Source organism: Nostoc foliaceum FACHB-393 (genome assembly GCF_014698505.1).
Lineage (GTDB): Bacteria > Cyanobacteriota > Cyanobacteriia > Cyanobacteriales > Nostocaceae > Nostoc > Nostoc foliaceum_A.
Genome location: NZ_JACJTD010000022.1, coordinates 121,750 through 137,602, shown reverse-complemented (window position 1 = coordinate 137,602; position 15,853 = coordinate 121,750). Strand labels below are relative to the sequence as shown.

The following is a 15,853-nucleotide window of genomic DNA, read 5'->3' as shown; positions in this document are numbered from 1 at the left end:
AGTAGATGAGTTGAAGTCAATACTTGATAAGCTATTGAATCAGGGTGAGTTAGTCATTAAGTGGCATCGAAATATAAAAAACAAAGGAAATAATGGTTATATTGCAATTTAAATGCTGATTAGCTTAGTATCGTATTTTGGGGTGCAAATGAAACTATTAGAAGCAAACCCGTACCGTGATTGTGATTTTGATGACAAACGTCTGACGAACAGAGCAGTGTTAATTGCGGAGGCTTTAAAAGTAAAATATGGTGAGCCTCTATCACAAATATTTCCAAGCGCTAGTGACCTAAAACGTAGTTACGAATTCTTTTCTAACCCCAAAACAACTTTTGAGAAATTGACCCAACCATATTTTAAACAGACGGCACAAGAGATTTATGGCATACCAATAGTATTAGCGGTAGGAGATACTACTTATCTGGATTATAAAAAAATCTTACAAAAAAGAGATGATTATGGGCCTACAGGCAATGGTGGGAACGGACTAATTTTACATACTTCTTTAGCACTAGACCCAGACTTTGGTCAGCCACTAGGACTATTATGGGAGAAATTGTGGCATCGACAGCATAAAGCCTCTCCACCACCAGATGAAACATCTACGGCAAAAAAAAAGCGATTAAAAAAAGAACGTTTAATCGCGAAGAATAGAGCTTTTAAAGAGAAAGAATCTTATCGATGGGTTGAAGCTTTTCAGAAAGTAAACAAATTATTTAAAAATTTAGAAATGCCTGATGGTGGGCTACTCACAAGAGTAATTCATGTCTTTGACCGTGAAGGAGATATTGCAGAAGTATTTGCACTTCAACGTAAAAATAAAAATACAGGTGTAGTTGTCAGAGCCGCTCACAATCGTTGTTTATCAGGAGAAAACTCTTATTTCTGGGAGTATGTAACATCTCAAAAAGTGCAGTTTGTAAAAGAGGTTAAATTACCTGAAACTAAAAAGCGAAAAGAAAGAACCGCAACTTTAGAAATCAGATATTGTCCAGTATCAATAAATCCTCCTTCTCGATTAAAAAAGTCCGGTAATTTTAACGTTTACGCGCTCTTTGCGACAGAGATTAATGTGCCAGACGGATGCGAACCAGTTACGTGGATGCTACTGACAAGCGAGTTAGTAACAACACAGGCAGAAGCATCTCAAATCCTTCGCTGGTATACGTATCGCTGGCGGATAGAAGAGTATCACAAAATACTAAAATCTGGCTGTAAAGCGGAAAGTTACCGCTTGGCAGGGGAGAGTATGTCAACAATGTTAGGTTTTTTAACAGTGATTGCCGCACAATTACTGCGAATGACTTATTTACATCGAAATTCACCGCATAGTTCGGCAGAATTAGTGTTAACAAAAATACAAATGGATGTGCTACTTGCTAGTACTCCACCCAAACAAAAAAAGGACGTAGAGCTTACAGTTGATTGGGCAATTAGAGCAATTGCACGGCTAGGGGGATACTTAGAACATAGGAAGAATAGCCCTATTGGGATACAAGTTTTGTGGCGAGGCTGGTTGGAATTAGAAACCTTATGTCTTGGTTGGTTGCTGCATGAAAATCTAAAATCAATATATTGATTTTAGTTACTTGAGTTTCTAACAGAGGAATATGGTTCGCGACAAAGCATCGCGAATTGCATTGGTTAATTTTATGTCGAAAGACCGAAAAACCATAGCTCAAGAGGATTTACACAAACGTATAGATCAAGTTGTCAACATCTTGGAGCGGCTTGAACAAGAAGTAGCTAGTATACACGACTCGAATCAGGTTGCACCACCTGGTTGCAGGATAGCTCGTTACTTAGCAAAAGGGCGAAAAGCTTTTTACTGGTACTATAAACTACAAGCCACAACTGCGATATTTCCGACTCAGATTGATGGCAAACTTTCCAAGTACAAGCATTTAGGTAAGGCAGGTAGTCTTGCCTACATAAATGCCATTGAACAAATTACTGCAAGGACTAAAATTGAAGCTTTAGATCGTTCAATTGAGGTTCTCAAACAGGGTTTAAAAGATTTTGTCGAAGAAACTTCCAAATATAATAAAGAATAGTGAGTGGTTCGCGATAGAACATCGCGAACCACTTTTTCTTTTCCACATCCCGTGAAAAGTCAGCCACTCAACCGACCTGTTTGATAAAACTCACGCAGGCTAGGGAAAGCTTTTTCTAAAAGCCAGTTGCACCCAACTTCTGATTCAGGAATATTTGAAGCAGCCATGTAATAACCACTTCTGTAAGCAGCTACACCCAAACAAGCTTGTAAGCTGGATATGGCGCGCGAAGAAGCTGGAATAGCTATCAAATCTTGCAGATGACTGGGATGATAATTTTGCCCTACTAGCAAAAAATAAACCAAAGTATGAACCAACCGTGATAAAACAACTGTTCGGTCTTGCCAACGTTCTAAATGAGACTCGATACAGAAGTAATCAGGTAAATCAGCCACCTGAGATTTATCATCAAGGAATAAATCGCTCTGGCTTTCGATAAAACTGGAATCCAGACCTATAAACTGTTTTAGAAAAACAAGCGTTTTCCCCCAACGTTCGTGTCCCTCAGTTTCAGGAGAAAACGCACCTTCGGAATACTGCAAACCATACTTCTGTTGGAGTTGGGCAACAGCCTCTTGATTGATATCACCCTGCCAATCAGATTCAATAAAAAACTCTTTTAAAATCTCTTGTAAATAGATGGGTGAAAATTCATTAAGGTCTGGAGATTCATCATCAAAATCGTCTTCATAAGTATCAATAATAAATTTATCTAACTCGATTTCTAGCTCTTGCTTTCTATTAACTGGCAGTAATGATTTAGCGTCTTCTAACGATAGAGGAAAATCTAAATAAGGATGACCTTTGGCTAAGTAAGAATCACCCAAATCTGCTAAAATTTCAAGCGCGATAGTCCGGGCAAAATACTCATCTTGTGAATGCACGCATACTTGGTCTAGTTCCTTATCTACTAGCATCATGGTAATTGCCAGTAGAGCAAACCATGACGCATCGTGCAAACAAGTCGGTAAATCAGCAATTATATCTACTAATTTCAGTTCTAGGATTTCTCCCCAAACGCCTATCCTAGTTGTATTGGAAACATCGCAAAAATGCTCTACATCTTCTCCAACAGATGTTTCTCCTAACCAGGTAAGATTTTCTACCCGCAAAGAAGATGAATAGTCAGAAGTCAGCTGGTTTTGGCTATCCTCATCCGACTGTATCCACATCAAAGCCAAAAGCATCAGCTTACAAATACTTACTCGCTTCAGGAGAAGATATTCAAGCATAAGTCATTACTTGTAATTTTTAGATACAGACCATATTAATTGCGATACCACCATAGCACAGAGTAACTTGTCGTTCCCTAGTAAAAACCACAATTTTAGGATAAACAAGGACAAAGAATAACTCATAGGTATGAATAAAAAAGAATGTGGTTTAAATAAAACAACTCGTCAAAATAATAAATTCTGAAAGAACTAATGCTGACGCAGCAATAAGAGAAATATATAAATCCTTGCGTTATGAACTATATCAACAAAGTCATGCTGGTTGGCAGATGCGGACAAGAACCAGAACTCAAATATTTCGAGTCTGGCGCAGTTAAGGCTTCAATGTCTATTGCAGTAAGACCACCCTACAGAAGTGAACAAGCCCTTTGGTTTGATTTAGTCGCCTGGGGAAATCAAGCAGAAGTGATTGGAAATTACGTTCGTAAAGGAACCCAGATTGCAATTACTGGCGAGTTTGGATTTGATCGTTGGGCAGATAAAAATTCTGGCACTATGCGGCAAAAACCCGTAATTACAATCAACGCCATTGAATTGTTAGGTTCACCCCGTAAGGAAGAATCTACATCCACTTCTGCACCAAACGAAACACAGACTGTAGCTAACGCAAATTTCTAGGAAATTACAAATCGCCTATGCACTATAAATCGTAGGCGATAAACCATCTAATCAATCTACAAACAAAACGAACATGATTCATAATACTGCAACTATAAATCTTAAGTCAGTGAACACTACCCACGACAAAGAAGGTTCCTTGATTGCCTTTGGGATCGCCGAATTCTACTACCGTTCCAAGGAAGGAGTAGTTGCTGACGAGATGCCATTCCGTTCCAAGGGCGCACCCGCCGTCGTTATTAACGAACAGGGGGAAGGCGTACACGGCACAGCAGAAGGATATCTCGATTTGCTAGTTGATAACAGGGGTGATTACAAAGAAAAGATTGCCACATTCGTAATCAGAAACTTTATGTCAGCACAACCCATCAACGAACTCACCCAGGTTAGTAAAACCCCTCACTCGCCAGAAACTCCCGATTTTGCCAAAGAACTACTCGAAGATAACGTTACTTCGACAGATGAAGACCTAGATCAAGAACCTCCGTTCTAGACCCAATTAACTAAATAATGCTAGTACATACAGGGTTACTTGTTAGTACTGGCATTATTTTTTTATAGAAATCCAGAATAAAAATCTACTGTTTGGTAAAATCGCTGACATCAACTCATCTTATATAGTACATAAATACTGAAATACTTACACAAGAGCTAAATTTAAAGCTTTTTTAACATAATTACCCCACGAGTTGGGAATTACCGTTGCCAACTTCATCTGACGGTTATAATTCAAAATCGAGAATGAATGTTTCGCCATCAGGCTCTTCTAGTTTTTGGTCTGTAGATGGCTGGGGAATTGGCTGCTGGAGTCTGTTTTCGTTAGTAGTAAGCGGCGTGAAAGCTACTTGTTGTGTGGCTAATCCAGCCTTTATGAAAACAAAATAGCAATCAATAATAAAATAAAGCGTCTCCAGATAACTTTTACCTAGTTGTTGGGATTCTGCAAATATGCGTTCTCGGTAGTTTTCTTTGAGCCGAATTTTTACCGGAGCTAAGTCTTGTTTATTTGTCATTGTTTGTTATAACTTCACTTTCCAGATGTGTTTGGTTAATTCTTGCTCGTAATGGTTTTTGCCATTTCTAGAAGCCCAAAGACGTTAGCTTCTACCGGGTTGTCCAGTATTTTGAACCCGTTTTTCTCTAATAGTTTCTTGAATCCAGGTAAGAGGCAGCCTCCACCTATCGCCCAGATTTCATCCCCTTGGTGCTTGGCATCAAGTGTCAGATTCACCACTTTTTTTAAGTATTTTTCATACCAATCTTTCAAACAAGTGCTGTATATATCTTTGATATCAATGTCACGGCTGTACTTGGTATGCCCCATTTCCAGACAAAATCGAATCTTGGATGCATCCCCGATTTTTCCCCCATTTAGATGTTTCATTTTTTGGGAAATATCATCAATGAGAACTTCTACGCCTGTGGGGTAGGCGGTGTGAACTTCTCGTTTTCCCTGGTTATAACGAGAATACAAGGTCGTACCATTGCCAAAGTCTAATATCGTTAGCTTTTTGGGTAATGGATGCCCAAACAATGCACCCATCCCCTCTAGTACTATTTTCAGCACTTCTACTTTCACCTCTGATTGTTTGCCAGCAAGTATTGGCTGATATTCTCCACTGAGTACTTTTTGCAATTCGTCAGCCAGACCAACATCATGTAAGCTGACGACTAATTTTAAGTGCCAAGCCTTACGGTGTGGCAGATGTGCCAATGCACCGAATAATGTCAGCAATGCATTATTGACTTTGTTTTCATTGTTATCCGTGTTCCGGTCAAAATAATTTCCTGTACGGAAAGCTGATTCCCCGACAGTGTAAGCAGTACCGTTAAAAACTACTCGTCCGGGTACATCTTCCATGTCGGCTGTGGAAATATAGCTTGGTACACGAACTACTTCAAAACCATCGACTAAAAGTTTTAGGCTTCCATAACCGTTATCAAAGCCAGCAGGAAAAATTTTTTGCAAGGCGTGAATGTTTGACATAGGGATCAAGTCAATACGTTTTGATTTGTGAAAGTTATCTGTTCAGATTATTTAGGGGAGCAGGAAAGCAGGGGAGAGAAGAATAACTTGCTATGAGTCTTTCCCCAGAACTCTGTCCCTTCCCTCTCTAACCTCAAGAGCTTATCATACCCCTTGGGGGCTAAGTGGGGTATATTTAGCTATTTGATATTTTGTACCCCACTTAGCCCCCAAGAAGCCCCCATGTAGGTGTCAAATTCTCGTCAAAGTCCTAATCTATTTTTGGGGTACACATAGCCCCCATACAGCCCCCATCAGAATTTTTGAAATCTTTTCTATGAACGTAGTAGAAATTAACTTACAAAAAAATAGAGAAGAAGGAATAGGAAACTTTAGTTGTGGTCTAAAGCCCACTTAAAAAAATATTTATTTCGAGACGCATAGCGCGAAATACAAAGCGCAGAGGCGGAATGTCTCCGCCTCCGCTCCTTGCTTAAATCCCACGTTTCAAAACATGGGTTCCCTACACCCTCTGAAATGGTTGACTGTTTGATTTATACTCTACTGTCAATATCTTTGTTTAAATTAGCTTCCCACCACGCAAGATGTCTAGCCAAGCTTTGATACAGTTGGAATTTACCTACGAAAAATTGGTCGCTTTCCGAGGCTATTGCCAGAGTAAAAGATTGTCTACACAAGACTTGTAAGGTCAATGCAAAACTTGATAAGCAAAACGATTCTCAAGTGCAACGACTAGAGCGTTCCCCAACTAGGGCTGAACTAGCTACCGACGTAAATAAAACAGAAGCACAGTTAACCCAAATCCAAAAGCTTGGTCAACTGGTCAGATTTGGAGAATTTGTCAGCTGACTTGAAGCCAAATCAACGTCCAAGTCTTAACGTTACAGTTTGGACTGGAGGGACAGGGCAAGCTAACTGTAAAACAGATTGCACAAAAATTCAATTTTAGTCATTCCAAGGTACGCTCTGCTCATGGACAAGGAATGAAAGCTTTACGACGTGAGCAAGACCAGATTAAAAATTATTTGGTTTGTTGAAAATTATTTATATCCAAGGAGAAGGAATCACTATTGTAGAAAGCACTTCTTCCGTACTCACTCTAATAGCAGTTTGCTCAGAGTTGGGGTATTGAACTTTAACTTGGATGATTGAAGACCATCCATTATATTCTCCAACTACAGGCTCACCCGTAAACTCACAAAGTATCCTCTCTTGGCAGTGTTAGCACTCAAATATAATTCGGTTCACTGCTTTGTCACAGTCTAGAAATCTCACATGCTGAAACCGTTCGGCTGATAATTCTGGTTTGACTCTGCGGGATTCAGGCGAAAGCCGTTTGGGTAGTTTAGATGGGCACTCGATAGATTTCATGGACATCTCCGATTCAGTGAACTAAGTCGGACGAGATAGTATTAGTCCAACTTTTTCCGAATCTCTTTTGCCTTAGCTTCTAATACAGCCAATAAATCTCTCAGTTGCTCTTGCTGGATATCTTCGACCTTAGTTGCTGAGACATCTCGAATTAGAGAACTGATTTGGTGACTTGGTTTAGGTTTTGTTTCAGGAGCATGTTCAGCAATAGTTTGGGCAACTAGAAAACGAGTTTGAGCGACTGTTAGCCTTTCTTGCAAAACTTGTGATGTAGCATCCTGTCGGATTTTAAGAGCTTTAGTTTCTTCAACTTTTAAATTTTTAGAATTTAGTTTTTGGAGTGACCGGGCATGGTTTGCACCAAGTCCTGATTGTCTAATCGCAATTTTTAAGTCTTCTGAAAGCCGTAAGCAAGGAAAGATATTTGCATCTACTGATGCTGGATTTTGTTGAAAACGTAGTAATAACAGAAGAATACTTTGTTCTATTTCGTCTAAATTAAATGCTTTAATGCCTTCTGACTGCTCTTTTCTAGTTAAAATAACCAATTCAGTTAATTGGGGCAACAGTTTTTTTGCGTTTAATCTAGCTATTGCTCTCCTAAGTGCTCTAACTACTTCTTCCTGTTCAAATTCCAAAGCTAACTTAGCCTGTTGAATCAAACCTTCGGCTAAATCTAGCTCATTCAAGCTTTCTCGGTGAAGACTAGTTAATAAAGTGCGTGCATGTAATTCCTCTTCAGAAAGTTCTTTCTGAAGCATCACTGCATCCAGTGTTTCAATTTCTGGCTGTAACTCTTCTGCAACTGATCTCCATCTCCGTTCTCCATCAAAAATGAGATTTCCCGGTAGTAAGATAATCGGCTGTTGTTGCCCTTCCTCTCTAATTGAAACAGCCATACTCCGAATACTATCCGAAGTAAATGTTTGCCTTGCTTGTTTGGGATTGGGTCTTACTTCACTATAGTGAATTTTAAAAATCCCAGATGCTTTCAAATGTTCTCGTAGGTCTTCAATAGTTTGATTGAGGAGTGTACGTTCTTCTTCAGCAAGCTTTCCCTGTGCTTGTTCATCTTTTAATCTTGTAATCTCTGCCTGTAAATCTTCTACTCGTTCTTCAAGCTCAAATATCTGTTGTGAATCAGCAGCAGAAGCAAACATTCCAAGTACACTCGGTTTGTTTAATTTTGTCATCGATTAACCTCTTATTAGCTTAAGTTCGTTAACTAGTGCATCAACAATTGGCAGAAAATCTCCTCTTGCCTCTTTACCCGGTCTGTAAATCCCTAGAGGTAGCCCTCTACCAGAAGCATTAAGAATATCCGCTGATTCTCGAATTGGGCTAAAATACTGAATTCCCAAATTCTTACAGACTAGGGGAAGTTCCTCAACAATACTTCTATGCGCTCCCCAATCACTTTTCCAACGAGTAGGAACTATACCTAATATTTTCGGAGTCGGTTTCAATCTCAGCCGCTTGCAGTTGAAATAGTACCACTCAATCATCGCCGCAGCACTTTGAGAAGCCTTGTATTCAGGTTGAATGGGAATTAACACGTGGCTAGAAGCTGCAAGAGCAGTCAGTGGTAAAGGCTCCAATGTTGCAGGACAATCGATAATTACAAAATCGTGAGATAAGGGGTAATCACTCAACCGATCTGCAAGAGTATAAGCTCCACGCAGATCCTTTGAAACTTCCCGAATTGTTTCGTGTAATTCCTTTCCGCCTTTACAAACTTGAATTTTGTCAATCTTACCTTGCCAAGCTGTAACTAAAGGCCAGTTCCCATTGAAGTCTGGATGGTAAACATTAGCCATTGTTCCCTGTGTTTTAAATTCTCCTAATCCACAAAATAATGTCAATGATTCGTTAGGATCGATGTCTAATAGTGCCACTGAATAGCCACGAACACCCAATTCATACGCAAGATTGTATGAAATAGTACTTTTCGCCACACCTCCAGCGTTTGTCTCAATCGAAAGGGTCAAATTGGCAGGCATAATTTTTTCTCTTTCTTGATTACTATATTTACGACTCCCAGTCATGAGATAACGTTATATCAGTTTGGGTGAATAATTTTGAGATAATGTTATATCATTTTTCTGATTTCTCTAACAAGGATTGCTATCAACACAGATGATTACTTACAGGAAACATCGACCTAGCTACACAGATTGCCTAGCGTAGAATTGTACACAAAAAGAAATATACACCGTCAAAGAGATATTCACTCAGCACTTGCTCAATCAAACAGTTCCGTAAAAAAGCATTATTGCCTTTGTGCAAGCAGGTTATTAAGTATAAAAACTAACAACATAATTTTAGTGTCATTTCAACCTTTTAAGCTGTGTCAAGAAGTAGCTATTAATGCGACTTTTTTTAGCTTATTGAGAAGAAAAATCTTCTATTGACGTAATATGACCACCCTGCCAAGAAGATTCTACGCGGAACAACAGTCTTTGTTCAAAGTTTACTCGATTGAAGCGGGATAACAATATTCTCTATCTATCTAACGTCATTACAGAAAGGGGCGCTGCCAACAAGGAAGTATTTTCAATCCCCTAAAACTAGCTATTCTCACCTAACCACGAGTAATCGGCTCATTCTTGCAGTGGTTATTGAGAAGTTACGTAAAAAGCATCCCAGAAGTATAGTTACAAGGACTGCAACTACACTACTTTTTCTGAGCTAATCAAACATTCTCGTTCACAGCAATAAAGGTACTAGGTCGCTCACAAGGCGTAAAATTATACTTACGTTTAACTTCTTCATCTGGATTATCTGTACTACCTTCAGCGGATTTAGTTAGCAGTACAACCTCAGAGCGGGTATAACCAGTCAACTCATCAAACTGAATAATCATATACTGGTAGAGCGCCCAGACATCCGCCATCCGATTGCCAATACCGGAAGATATCTCATCAGGTATAAAAATGTTACCGTGCCAGGATACCTTAATTCCCTCTTTCTGGAAGTAAGCGTCTATTTCTGGACGAATATAATCCGCAGTCCCTCCGCAAAACACCAGTTCTTCAATATCCTCATCCATCTTCGAGCGCAACCACCTGACGATCGCACGCCAATATTCATCTCTAGCAAGCAATAAAGCCTTGGACATCGACTCGCCATCAAGTTGAATTTCATCACCTTTGCGCTTGCGTGAGAGTTTCTGCATCACCTGGGAGTCACAACTAACTCCAGCTTCTACCAACACCTCGATAATATTGGGATTATCAGGGCTTAGTCCCGATGTTTTGGAAGTAAAATTATTCACCAGCCAAGACATACCAAAATTGCTGGTTATTCCCGCACCAATTGAACCACTGCGAAAGGTGAAAATACTTGCGTTGCGATAACCAAGCATTACATACATAGAAGCAGGCATATTATTGCCAAGCGTTCGTCTACGGTGAAAAAATATCCCACTACCCTCAGAAGCTGCATCATAACGAAGCATTTTCACCCGCATCTTACCTGCTGGTGTATCAAATCCTCGAAACGCATCCTTCAACCGAACTTGTAACTGTTCTTTGTCTTGCACTTCACCGGGCGGTAGCAGAATGCTCAAGTAAGCTGCAACATCATTACCCAGGTTCAACTTCTCCTTAGCCAGCCAAAATGCACCACAAATTTTAGGGACTGCTAGTTCGTACTTTAGCTCCTTCAGCTGCGATATACCCCCAAACCGACGACGGGCAAGCTCTCCCAAGGCGCAATACTCATCGCCTATTCCTACCCAAGTACGAGATTCAGGACTACCTTCTTGTTGAACGCTCTCAATCGAAGCTTTAGCAATATCTGCTACTTCTGAGTCGAAAAGTAAAACAACAGGCTTTCCCTCTGGATACTCTTGAACGATCGCCTTGGTTTTACTTGCACCCATGTCAATCGTAATTACTACCTTTTTTACGTCTGTTTTCTCCTTAGTTTTGGGCATATCTTTATCTTTTATTACCTTTTACTATCGTTCCCAATTTAACCGAAATGGGAAAAATACTGTGGTGTAAAACACTTTCTTTACAGGGTTTAACAGCTTTTTTACATACAAAGTGCGTAGAAAAAAAACCATTACGGCGATGTTCTTCGATGGCGATATAGCATTCATACTCAACTCCATTGAGTAGAAAGTCCACTGCAAACTGCCGGCAACTACAGCAAATTGCCAGAGGGCTAACTGAAGTACCTCCATAACACTAATACCAAATTAAAACCGTAAACTCTAAGTACATTAGAGTACTAAAGATTACTTTAATACCTTATGATCAAAACACCTCCTAAATTATGACTAAATTACCCCAATCACACCCAAATTCTGTATCAACGAAAAGTTGAATTATTAAATAAAATTACCTTTTTAGCTGTAGTTCAAACAATGCGATTGTTATGATCACACCCCGTATTACCTCAACCATCCCCGCAATTACCCCAGTAAAAAGTATCGTAATTGTGCAGTCTTGGTCAATAACAAGGTATGTCAAATGGGGTTAATTACACATTTGCTTTGCTGTCAAATTTTTGATTGTAGCTTTTACAGATGAGATATATAAAGTGATTATTCCAGGCGATCGCACCTCTAAAACTAGAATGCGATCGCCTTTCCAGTTCGGTCAAATACTGTTGATGCACTCGACCAAAGGGTTTGACCAAATGTATGGCTGAAATGGTTTCATAGAAACTTTGAGGAATGCAGTGCAGGTGCTTGAGGAAAAACTCCTTCTAAATGCGCCCAATGGAGAGGTGAAAAGCATCTCCTAACAACAGCGCCAGGCGATCGCACTTCAGGAGATATTGCCTACAACGACAAACAAACAGGACAAGCACAGGACTTACACAAGTATCACAAGCAAAGGCAGAGAGTACGCTTTTCTTCAACACCTAACCACCCATATCCTCATAATTCCCTCACTCCAGACGAAATCCTGCATCAACTTCTATTTCTGCCTTAGAAATTGGATCATCCTCGTCATCATTAAAGAACCCATCATCTTCGGAATCTTCTTCCAAAACATTTGATCCGACTGGTTCTGTCGCAACAGGTAACGACACAGGACTTGGCCCAGTGGAATCAAAAAAAGAAACTGAAGGGGGAACCGAATTAGCTGAAATAGGAGTTATTTCCATACCATTAGTTCCAACTGTTGGTTGTAACCCAGTTGCACCTTGCGAGAAAACTCCACTATGAGGATTAACAAGAACTATCTGGGGCAACCTCTCCATCCCAAACGTCCGTTTCATCTTAATGATCTGAACTTCAAGTTGCGCGATCGCATCATGGAGGGCTGACTGCAATTCAACACCAGATACCCCAGCAGCAGATAGCGCAAATGGTAGGTAATACGCCCGCAGCGCCTCACATACTAACTCAGTTTGCCCTCGCTTCTTCGACTGGAGATAACTAATTACTATACCGTCCTCCATATCTTTATTCCGCATGATACGCGCCAACTCAACCGAATCAGCTGGCTTACTCGCTCTTGCCATAACTTCTCTTCTATATAACGTGCAAATCAAGCTTCTCAGTAAGCTATTTGTCAATACTCTTACTTTAACCATACGGTGGGAGAACTCACCCCCGTATTTACTCCGAACTACCCCAATTGACACACTAATTACCCCAATTAAGTGAAATTGGGTTTGATTTTTGTCAATCAAAATAAATAATTAACTGAAAAATAAACTCTAACAATCCCATAATTGAGGTATTCTGAGGGCAAATTAACCCAATTATTTCAGCATTATGTCGAAGTTAATCAACTTAGGATATAACCCCACAACCCACTCTGCACAAGCATTTACTTCAGTCGCATTCCACAACAGACTATTGCTGTCGCCGTACAGTCCTGTAACTAAAACAAGGTATGTTTAGTAGGGTCATTTTATCACTAAAGTTATTATCAATAAACTAGATTAATTGACAGTCCTTTAATACCAATCGTCTTATCTTGTAGTACAAAATACTACTTTTGTCCTATATTTACTGTTTGATAAATAAACAGATTAAAAAATAATACCTATAAATAATTGTAATTACGTATAATTGAATCCACGATGATGGATAGTACCCGCTACGCGAACGCTATCGCGTAGCGTCTGCTCCAGAAGCGCCTACCTGTCGGTTCGCACGCTGGCGACATAGCCATATAATCCATACAATCACTACATCCCAGCAATTGCAGAATTAACAATAAGGTTTAGGGCTTCAGTGTCAATTACAAAATGAACCACAAGATATTAACCTCATGGTATTAATATCACAATAGTTACAGTACTCTCACTGTCGGCATCTAAATGCAATATAGTTTATACCAAAAATAGCAGCGATATTGCCCGCAATTGAAACCACACACTGTTGTCAGATTTCCGGTTATCCCCAAGTCCCTCAGTGCAGTCTCTAACTATGCCACTCAGTCCCGCAGTGAAAGAAGGTATGGTAAGTAACTCCATAAAGCGAACCAAATCTATCAAGGTATACCTCTTTGAGCAAGAGAAAACTACCATTGAGGAAAAAGCGATCGCCACAGGGGTAACTACATCTGAGTATTTACGTTCCTGTGGGTTAAGGCGGGTACTAACGGCAAAACCATCTGCCGACTTGATAACTATCCGTGCGACTGCTGGAAACCTCAAAAGCGAACTGATGATGTTATCTCACTTAGCAAAGGAAACAAACAACCAGCAAATTTTGGATACTGTCAATAATGCGATCGCACTCGTAGATCAGACCATAGCTGCTGCATTTAACCTAGACGTTCCAGACAAATCACCCTCAAGCCAAGATAAATAAGGCATTACAGGTTCTATATATCCACTTTAAACTCCCTCAATTTGATTCCCGTCATTTATAAAAAACCGAATTTTCTCGACACGCTCAAGTATGTCTTGGGGAAAGATGATGCTGGGATTGTCGATACTAATATGATGGGAACAAACCCCGATGAATTCAACCAGCAGTTTCTCAACATCAAGTACACCAAAAAAGCAGTTAAACGGCAGTGTGCCCACCTCATTATCTCAATAGCACACCGCCCTAACTACCACGAGCATTTGTCGGACAGTCAGTACAGCTATGTAGCAAGGGAATATCTCAAAGATATGGGATACTTGCCCAAGGAAGAATCATCTGTAGCAGCTACGAGTCAGTTCGTTGCAGTACGCCACCGCGATCGCGGCCATGAACACCTGCACATAATTACCTCCCGAATTCGGTTAGATGGCAGTTTAGTTAATGATTCCTATGATTATTTCAACTCCCAAGTCTCAACTAGACGCATCGCGGCGGAACTAGGATTAGAGGTGACACCGACAACGAATGAAGCCGTCGCCTCTAAGTTACAGCAAGAGTATGGCATAACTGCACTCACCAGCCCCAACCGCTCGAAAAGTATTAGAGCAGTCAACAGTAATCACAAAACCCCAACAAGTAAGGAAATTATTCGCCAAGCAATAGGGGAAGCCATCAAGGATAGTCCCACTGTCTCCACGTTCATCCAACGCTTGGAGGAAAACAACATTGGGGTATTGCCTAAGATGCGGGGGGAGGAACTACTAGGCTTTACCTACATCCATAATGATGTGAAAATCGCTGGTTATCAAGTATACAAACCCTATAGTTGGAACAAACTGCTGTCTGAATACGGAATAACATACGACCAAGAGAAAGATAAAGAAGTAATTCAACAAGCTAAAGCCAGAGCAATTAACCGCATAAATATTAATACTATAAGTAATAATGAGTATTTGTATGCTGATAAACCTACTAGCAGCAGTAGAAGTGATGGTAATGGCGATACCGATAGTAACTCCAAAATACTTGAGAGTACAAAAGTAATAAATAGTAATTATCCAGATCAAATTTCGACAATACAACCAAAATTAGAAGATAAACCCACGTCGGAAGCAAATAAGGTTAAGAAAAAAGTACAGCCGCATCTGAAGGAACAGCACCCACAACAGGATATTTCAGAAGAAAACCGTCTATCCACTGCTCAACAAATCCTGCAAGAGCAATCTTCCCCTACTCCCCCTTTTCCTAACCTTCTCCCTTCTAACCTCAAACATCTGCCTTCTACAATCACTGACTATATGCTTGTTACCAATAATTTCCGTATCAAGGGACAGGAATTGAGTGCCAGCTTGGATGCCAATATTCTGACTGTTTACCGTCATGGGGATAATACTTCTGTGATGCAAACCTGCTACAGTCAGGGAAACTGGTACGAAGAGATACCAACTCGACTAACAACAAACGAAATCGAGCAGATTGAAAGCCTGCGTTTCTTTACCCAACAAGCATTAATCAATCAACAGCGATCGCAAAGAGGTATTGAGCAATAGTAAATCTGTAGATAGAGAGAGTTTAATCTACTCAAAATTAGGGGTAGGACTGGCAAAGACACTGTTGGCGAAGTTGTCACCAAGTGCAAACTAAACAGTTTAGGTTTTAAAAATTTCGTTTAGCAATCCGGGTTCTTTGTCTAGCTGGATGTGAAGGGGGCAGCTATTTGTGGATTTGTGGGGCATAAAAAATTGTTTTGTCTATTGGTGTCTAAGCATCAAAAGTACAATTTTTTGCGCTCGTATTTGTTAGA

The 15,853-nt window shown here is 40.1% G+C and carries 18 protein-coding genes; 9 read left to right on the top strand and 9 right to left on the bottom strand.

The window, feature by feature from the left end:
• Positions 1–148 precede the first annotated feature (148 nt).
• Positions 149–1,579, top strand: coding sequence for an IS4 family transposase (locus H6G92_RS19400; protein WP_190895238.1), 1,431 nt, complete (start codon positions 149–151; stop codon positions 1,577–1,579).
• A 31-nt stretch (positions 1,580–1,610) separates the two neighbouring features.
• Positions 1,611–2,054 (top strand): hypothetical protein, encoded by a 444-nt coding sequence (locus H6G92_RS19395; protein WP_242059220.1) that lies wholly within the window; start codon positions 1,611–1,613, stop codon positions 2,052–2,054.
• Between the two features lie 59 nt (positions 2,055–2,113).
• Here H6G92_RS19395 and H6G92_RS19390 read toward each other — a convergent pair whose 3' ends face one another.
• Positions 2,114–3,286, bottom strand: coding sequence for a hypothetical protein (locus H6G92_RS19390; RefSeq protein ID WP_190895236.1), 1,173 nt, complete (start codon positions 3,284–3,286; stop codon positions 2,114–2,116).
• A gap of 237 nt (positions 3,287–3,523) precedes the next feature.
• Here H6G92_RS19390 and ssb point away from each other — a divergent pair, with 237 nt between their 5' ends.
• Both ssb and H6G92_RS19380 read left to right on the top strand, forming a co-directional pair.
• Positions 3,524–3,907, top strand: coding sequence for a single-stranded DNA-binding protein (ssb, locus tag H6G92_RS19385; RefSeq protein WP_069072286.1), 384 nt, complete (start codon positions 3,524–3,526; stop codon positions 3,905–3,907).
• 73 nt (positions 3,908–3,980) lie between these two features.
• The gene (locus H6G92_RS19380; protein WP_029631539.1) at positions 3,981–4,400 is read left to right on the top strand and encodes a hypothetical protein; all 420 of its coding nucleotides are present in this window, start codon (positions 3,981–3,983) and stop codon (positions 4,398–4,400) included.
• 229 nt (positions 4,401–4,629) lie between these two features.
• On the opposite strand, the gene H6G92_RS19375 is transcribed toward H6G92_RS19380, so the two are convergent.
• Positions 4,630–4,920 carry a hypothetical protein gene (locus H6G92_RS19375; RefSeq protein ID WP_094351830.1) on the bottom strand — a complete coding sequence of 97 codons (291 nt, stop codon included), beginning with the start codon at positions 4,918–4,920 and terminating at the stop codon, positions 4,630–4,632.
• Between the two features lie 35 nt (positions 4,921–4,955).
• The gene (locus H6G92_RS19370; RefSeq protein WP_190895235.1) at positions 4,956–5,894 is read right to left on the bottom strand and encodes a ParM/StbA family protein; all 939 of its coding nucleotides are present in this window, start codon (positions 5,892–5,894) and stop codon (positions 4,956–4,958) included.
• A 723-nt stretch (positions 5,895–6,617) separates the two neighbouring features.
• Between H6G92_RS19370 and H6G92_RS40390 the strand changes: the two genes are divergently transcribed.
• The gene (locus tag H6G92_RS40390; RefSeq protein ID WP_277926761.1) at positions 6,618–6,743 is read left to right on the top strand and encodes a hypothetical protein; all 126 of its coding nucleotides are present in this window, start codon (positions 6,618–6,620) and stop codon (positions 6,741–6,743) included.
• Positions 6,744–6,754: 11 nt separating this feature from the next.
• Positions 6,755–6,931 carry a sigma factor-like helix-turn-helix DNA-binding protein gene (locus H6G92_RS41165; protein ID WP_146110959.1) on the top strand — a complete coding sequence of 59 codons (177 nt, stop codon included), beginning with the start codon at positions 6,755–6,757 and terminating at the stop codon, positions 6,929–6,931.
• 184 nt (positions 6,932–7,115) lie between these two features.
• On the opposite strand, the gene H6G92_RS19360 is transcribed toward H6G92_RS41165, so the two are convergent.
• The 4 genes from H6G92_RS19360 to H6G92_RS19345 form a co-directional block, all read right to left on the bottom strand.
• Positions 7,116–7,265: a hypothetical protein gene (locus H6G92_RS19360; RefSeq protein WP_190895234.1), complete on the bottom strand. Its 150-nt coding sequence runs from the start codon at positions 7,263–7,265 to the stop codon at positions 7,116–7,118.
• Between the two features lie 41 nt (positions 7,266–7,306).
• Positions 7,307–8,458, bottom strand: coding sequence for a ParB/RepB/Spo0J family partition protein (locus tag H6G92_RS19355; protein WP_190895233.1), 1,152 nt, complete (start codon positions 8,456–8,458; stop codon positions 7,307–7,309).
• Between the two features lie 3 nt (positions 8,459–8,461).
• Entirely contained in the window at positions 8,462–9,265 is an 804-nt protein-coding gene (locus tag H6G92_RS19350) for a ParA family protein (protein ID WP_109013390.1), read from the bottom strand.
• A 692-nt stretch (positions 9,266–9,957) separates the two neighbouring features.
• The gene (locus tag H6G92_RS19345; RefSeq protein WP_190895232.1) at positions 9,958–11,202 is read right to left on the bottom strand and encodes a ParM/StbA family protein; all 1,245 of its coding nucleotides are present in this window, start codon (positions 11,200–11,202) and stop codon (positions 9,958–9,960) included.
• 578 nt (positions 11,203–11,780) lie between these two features.
• On the opposite strand from H6G92_RS19345, the gene H6G92_RS19335 reads away from it, so the two are divergent.
• The gene (locus H6G92_RS19335; RefSeq protein ID WP_190895230.1) at positions 11,781–11,924 is read left to right on the top strand and encodes a hypothetical protein; all 144 of its coding nucleotides are present in this window, start codon (positions 11,781–11,783) and stop codon (positions 11,922–11,924) included.
• A gap of 57 nt (positions 11,925–11,981) precedes the next feature.
• Here the strand turns inward: H6G92_RS19335 and H6G92_RS19330 are convergent, their stop codons facing one another.
• Both H6G92_RS19330 and H6G92_RS19325 read right to left on the bottom strand, forming a co-directional pair.
• On the bottom strand, positions 11,982–12,137 hold the full coding sequence (locus H6G92_RS19330; RefSeq protein ID WP_190895229.1) for a hypothetical protein: 156 nt from the start codon (positions 12,135–12,137) through the stop codon (positions 11,982–11,984).
• Between the two features lie 30 nt (positions 12,138–12,167).
• Positions 12,168–12,746, bottom strand: a complete 579-nt coding sequence (locus tag H6G92_RS19325) for a hypothetical protein (RefSeq protein ID WP_190895228.1) — start codon at positions 12,744–12,746, stop codon at positions 12,168–12,170.
• A gap of 916 nt (positions 12,747–13,662) precedes the next feature.
• Here H6G92_RS19325 and H6G92_RS19320 point away from each other — a divergent pair.
• Positions 13,663–14,049: a plasmid mobilization protein gene (locus H6G92_RS19320; RefSeq protein WP_199344880.1), complete on the top strand. Its 387-nt coding sequence runs from the start codon at positions 13,663–13,665 to the stop codon at positions 14,047–14,049.
• Positions 14,050–14,090: 41 nt separating this feature from the next.
• Positions 14,091–15,599, top strand: coding sequence for a relaxase/mobilization nuclease domain-containing protein (locus tag H6G92_RS19315; RefSeq protein WP_242059218.1), 1,509 nt, complete (start codon positions 14,091–14,093; stop codon positions 15,597–15,599).
• Positions 15,600–15,853 lie beyond the last annotated feature (254 nt).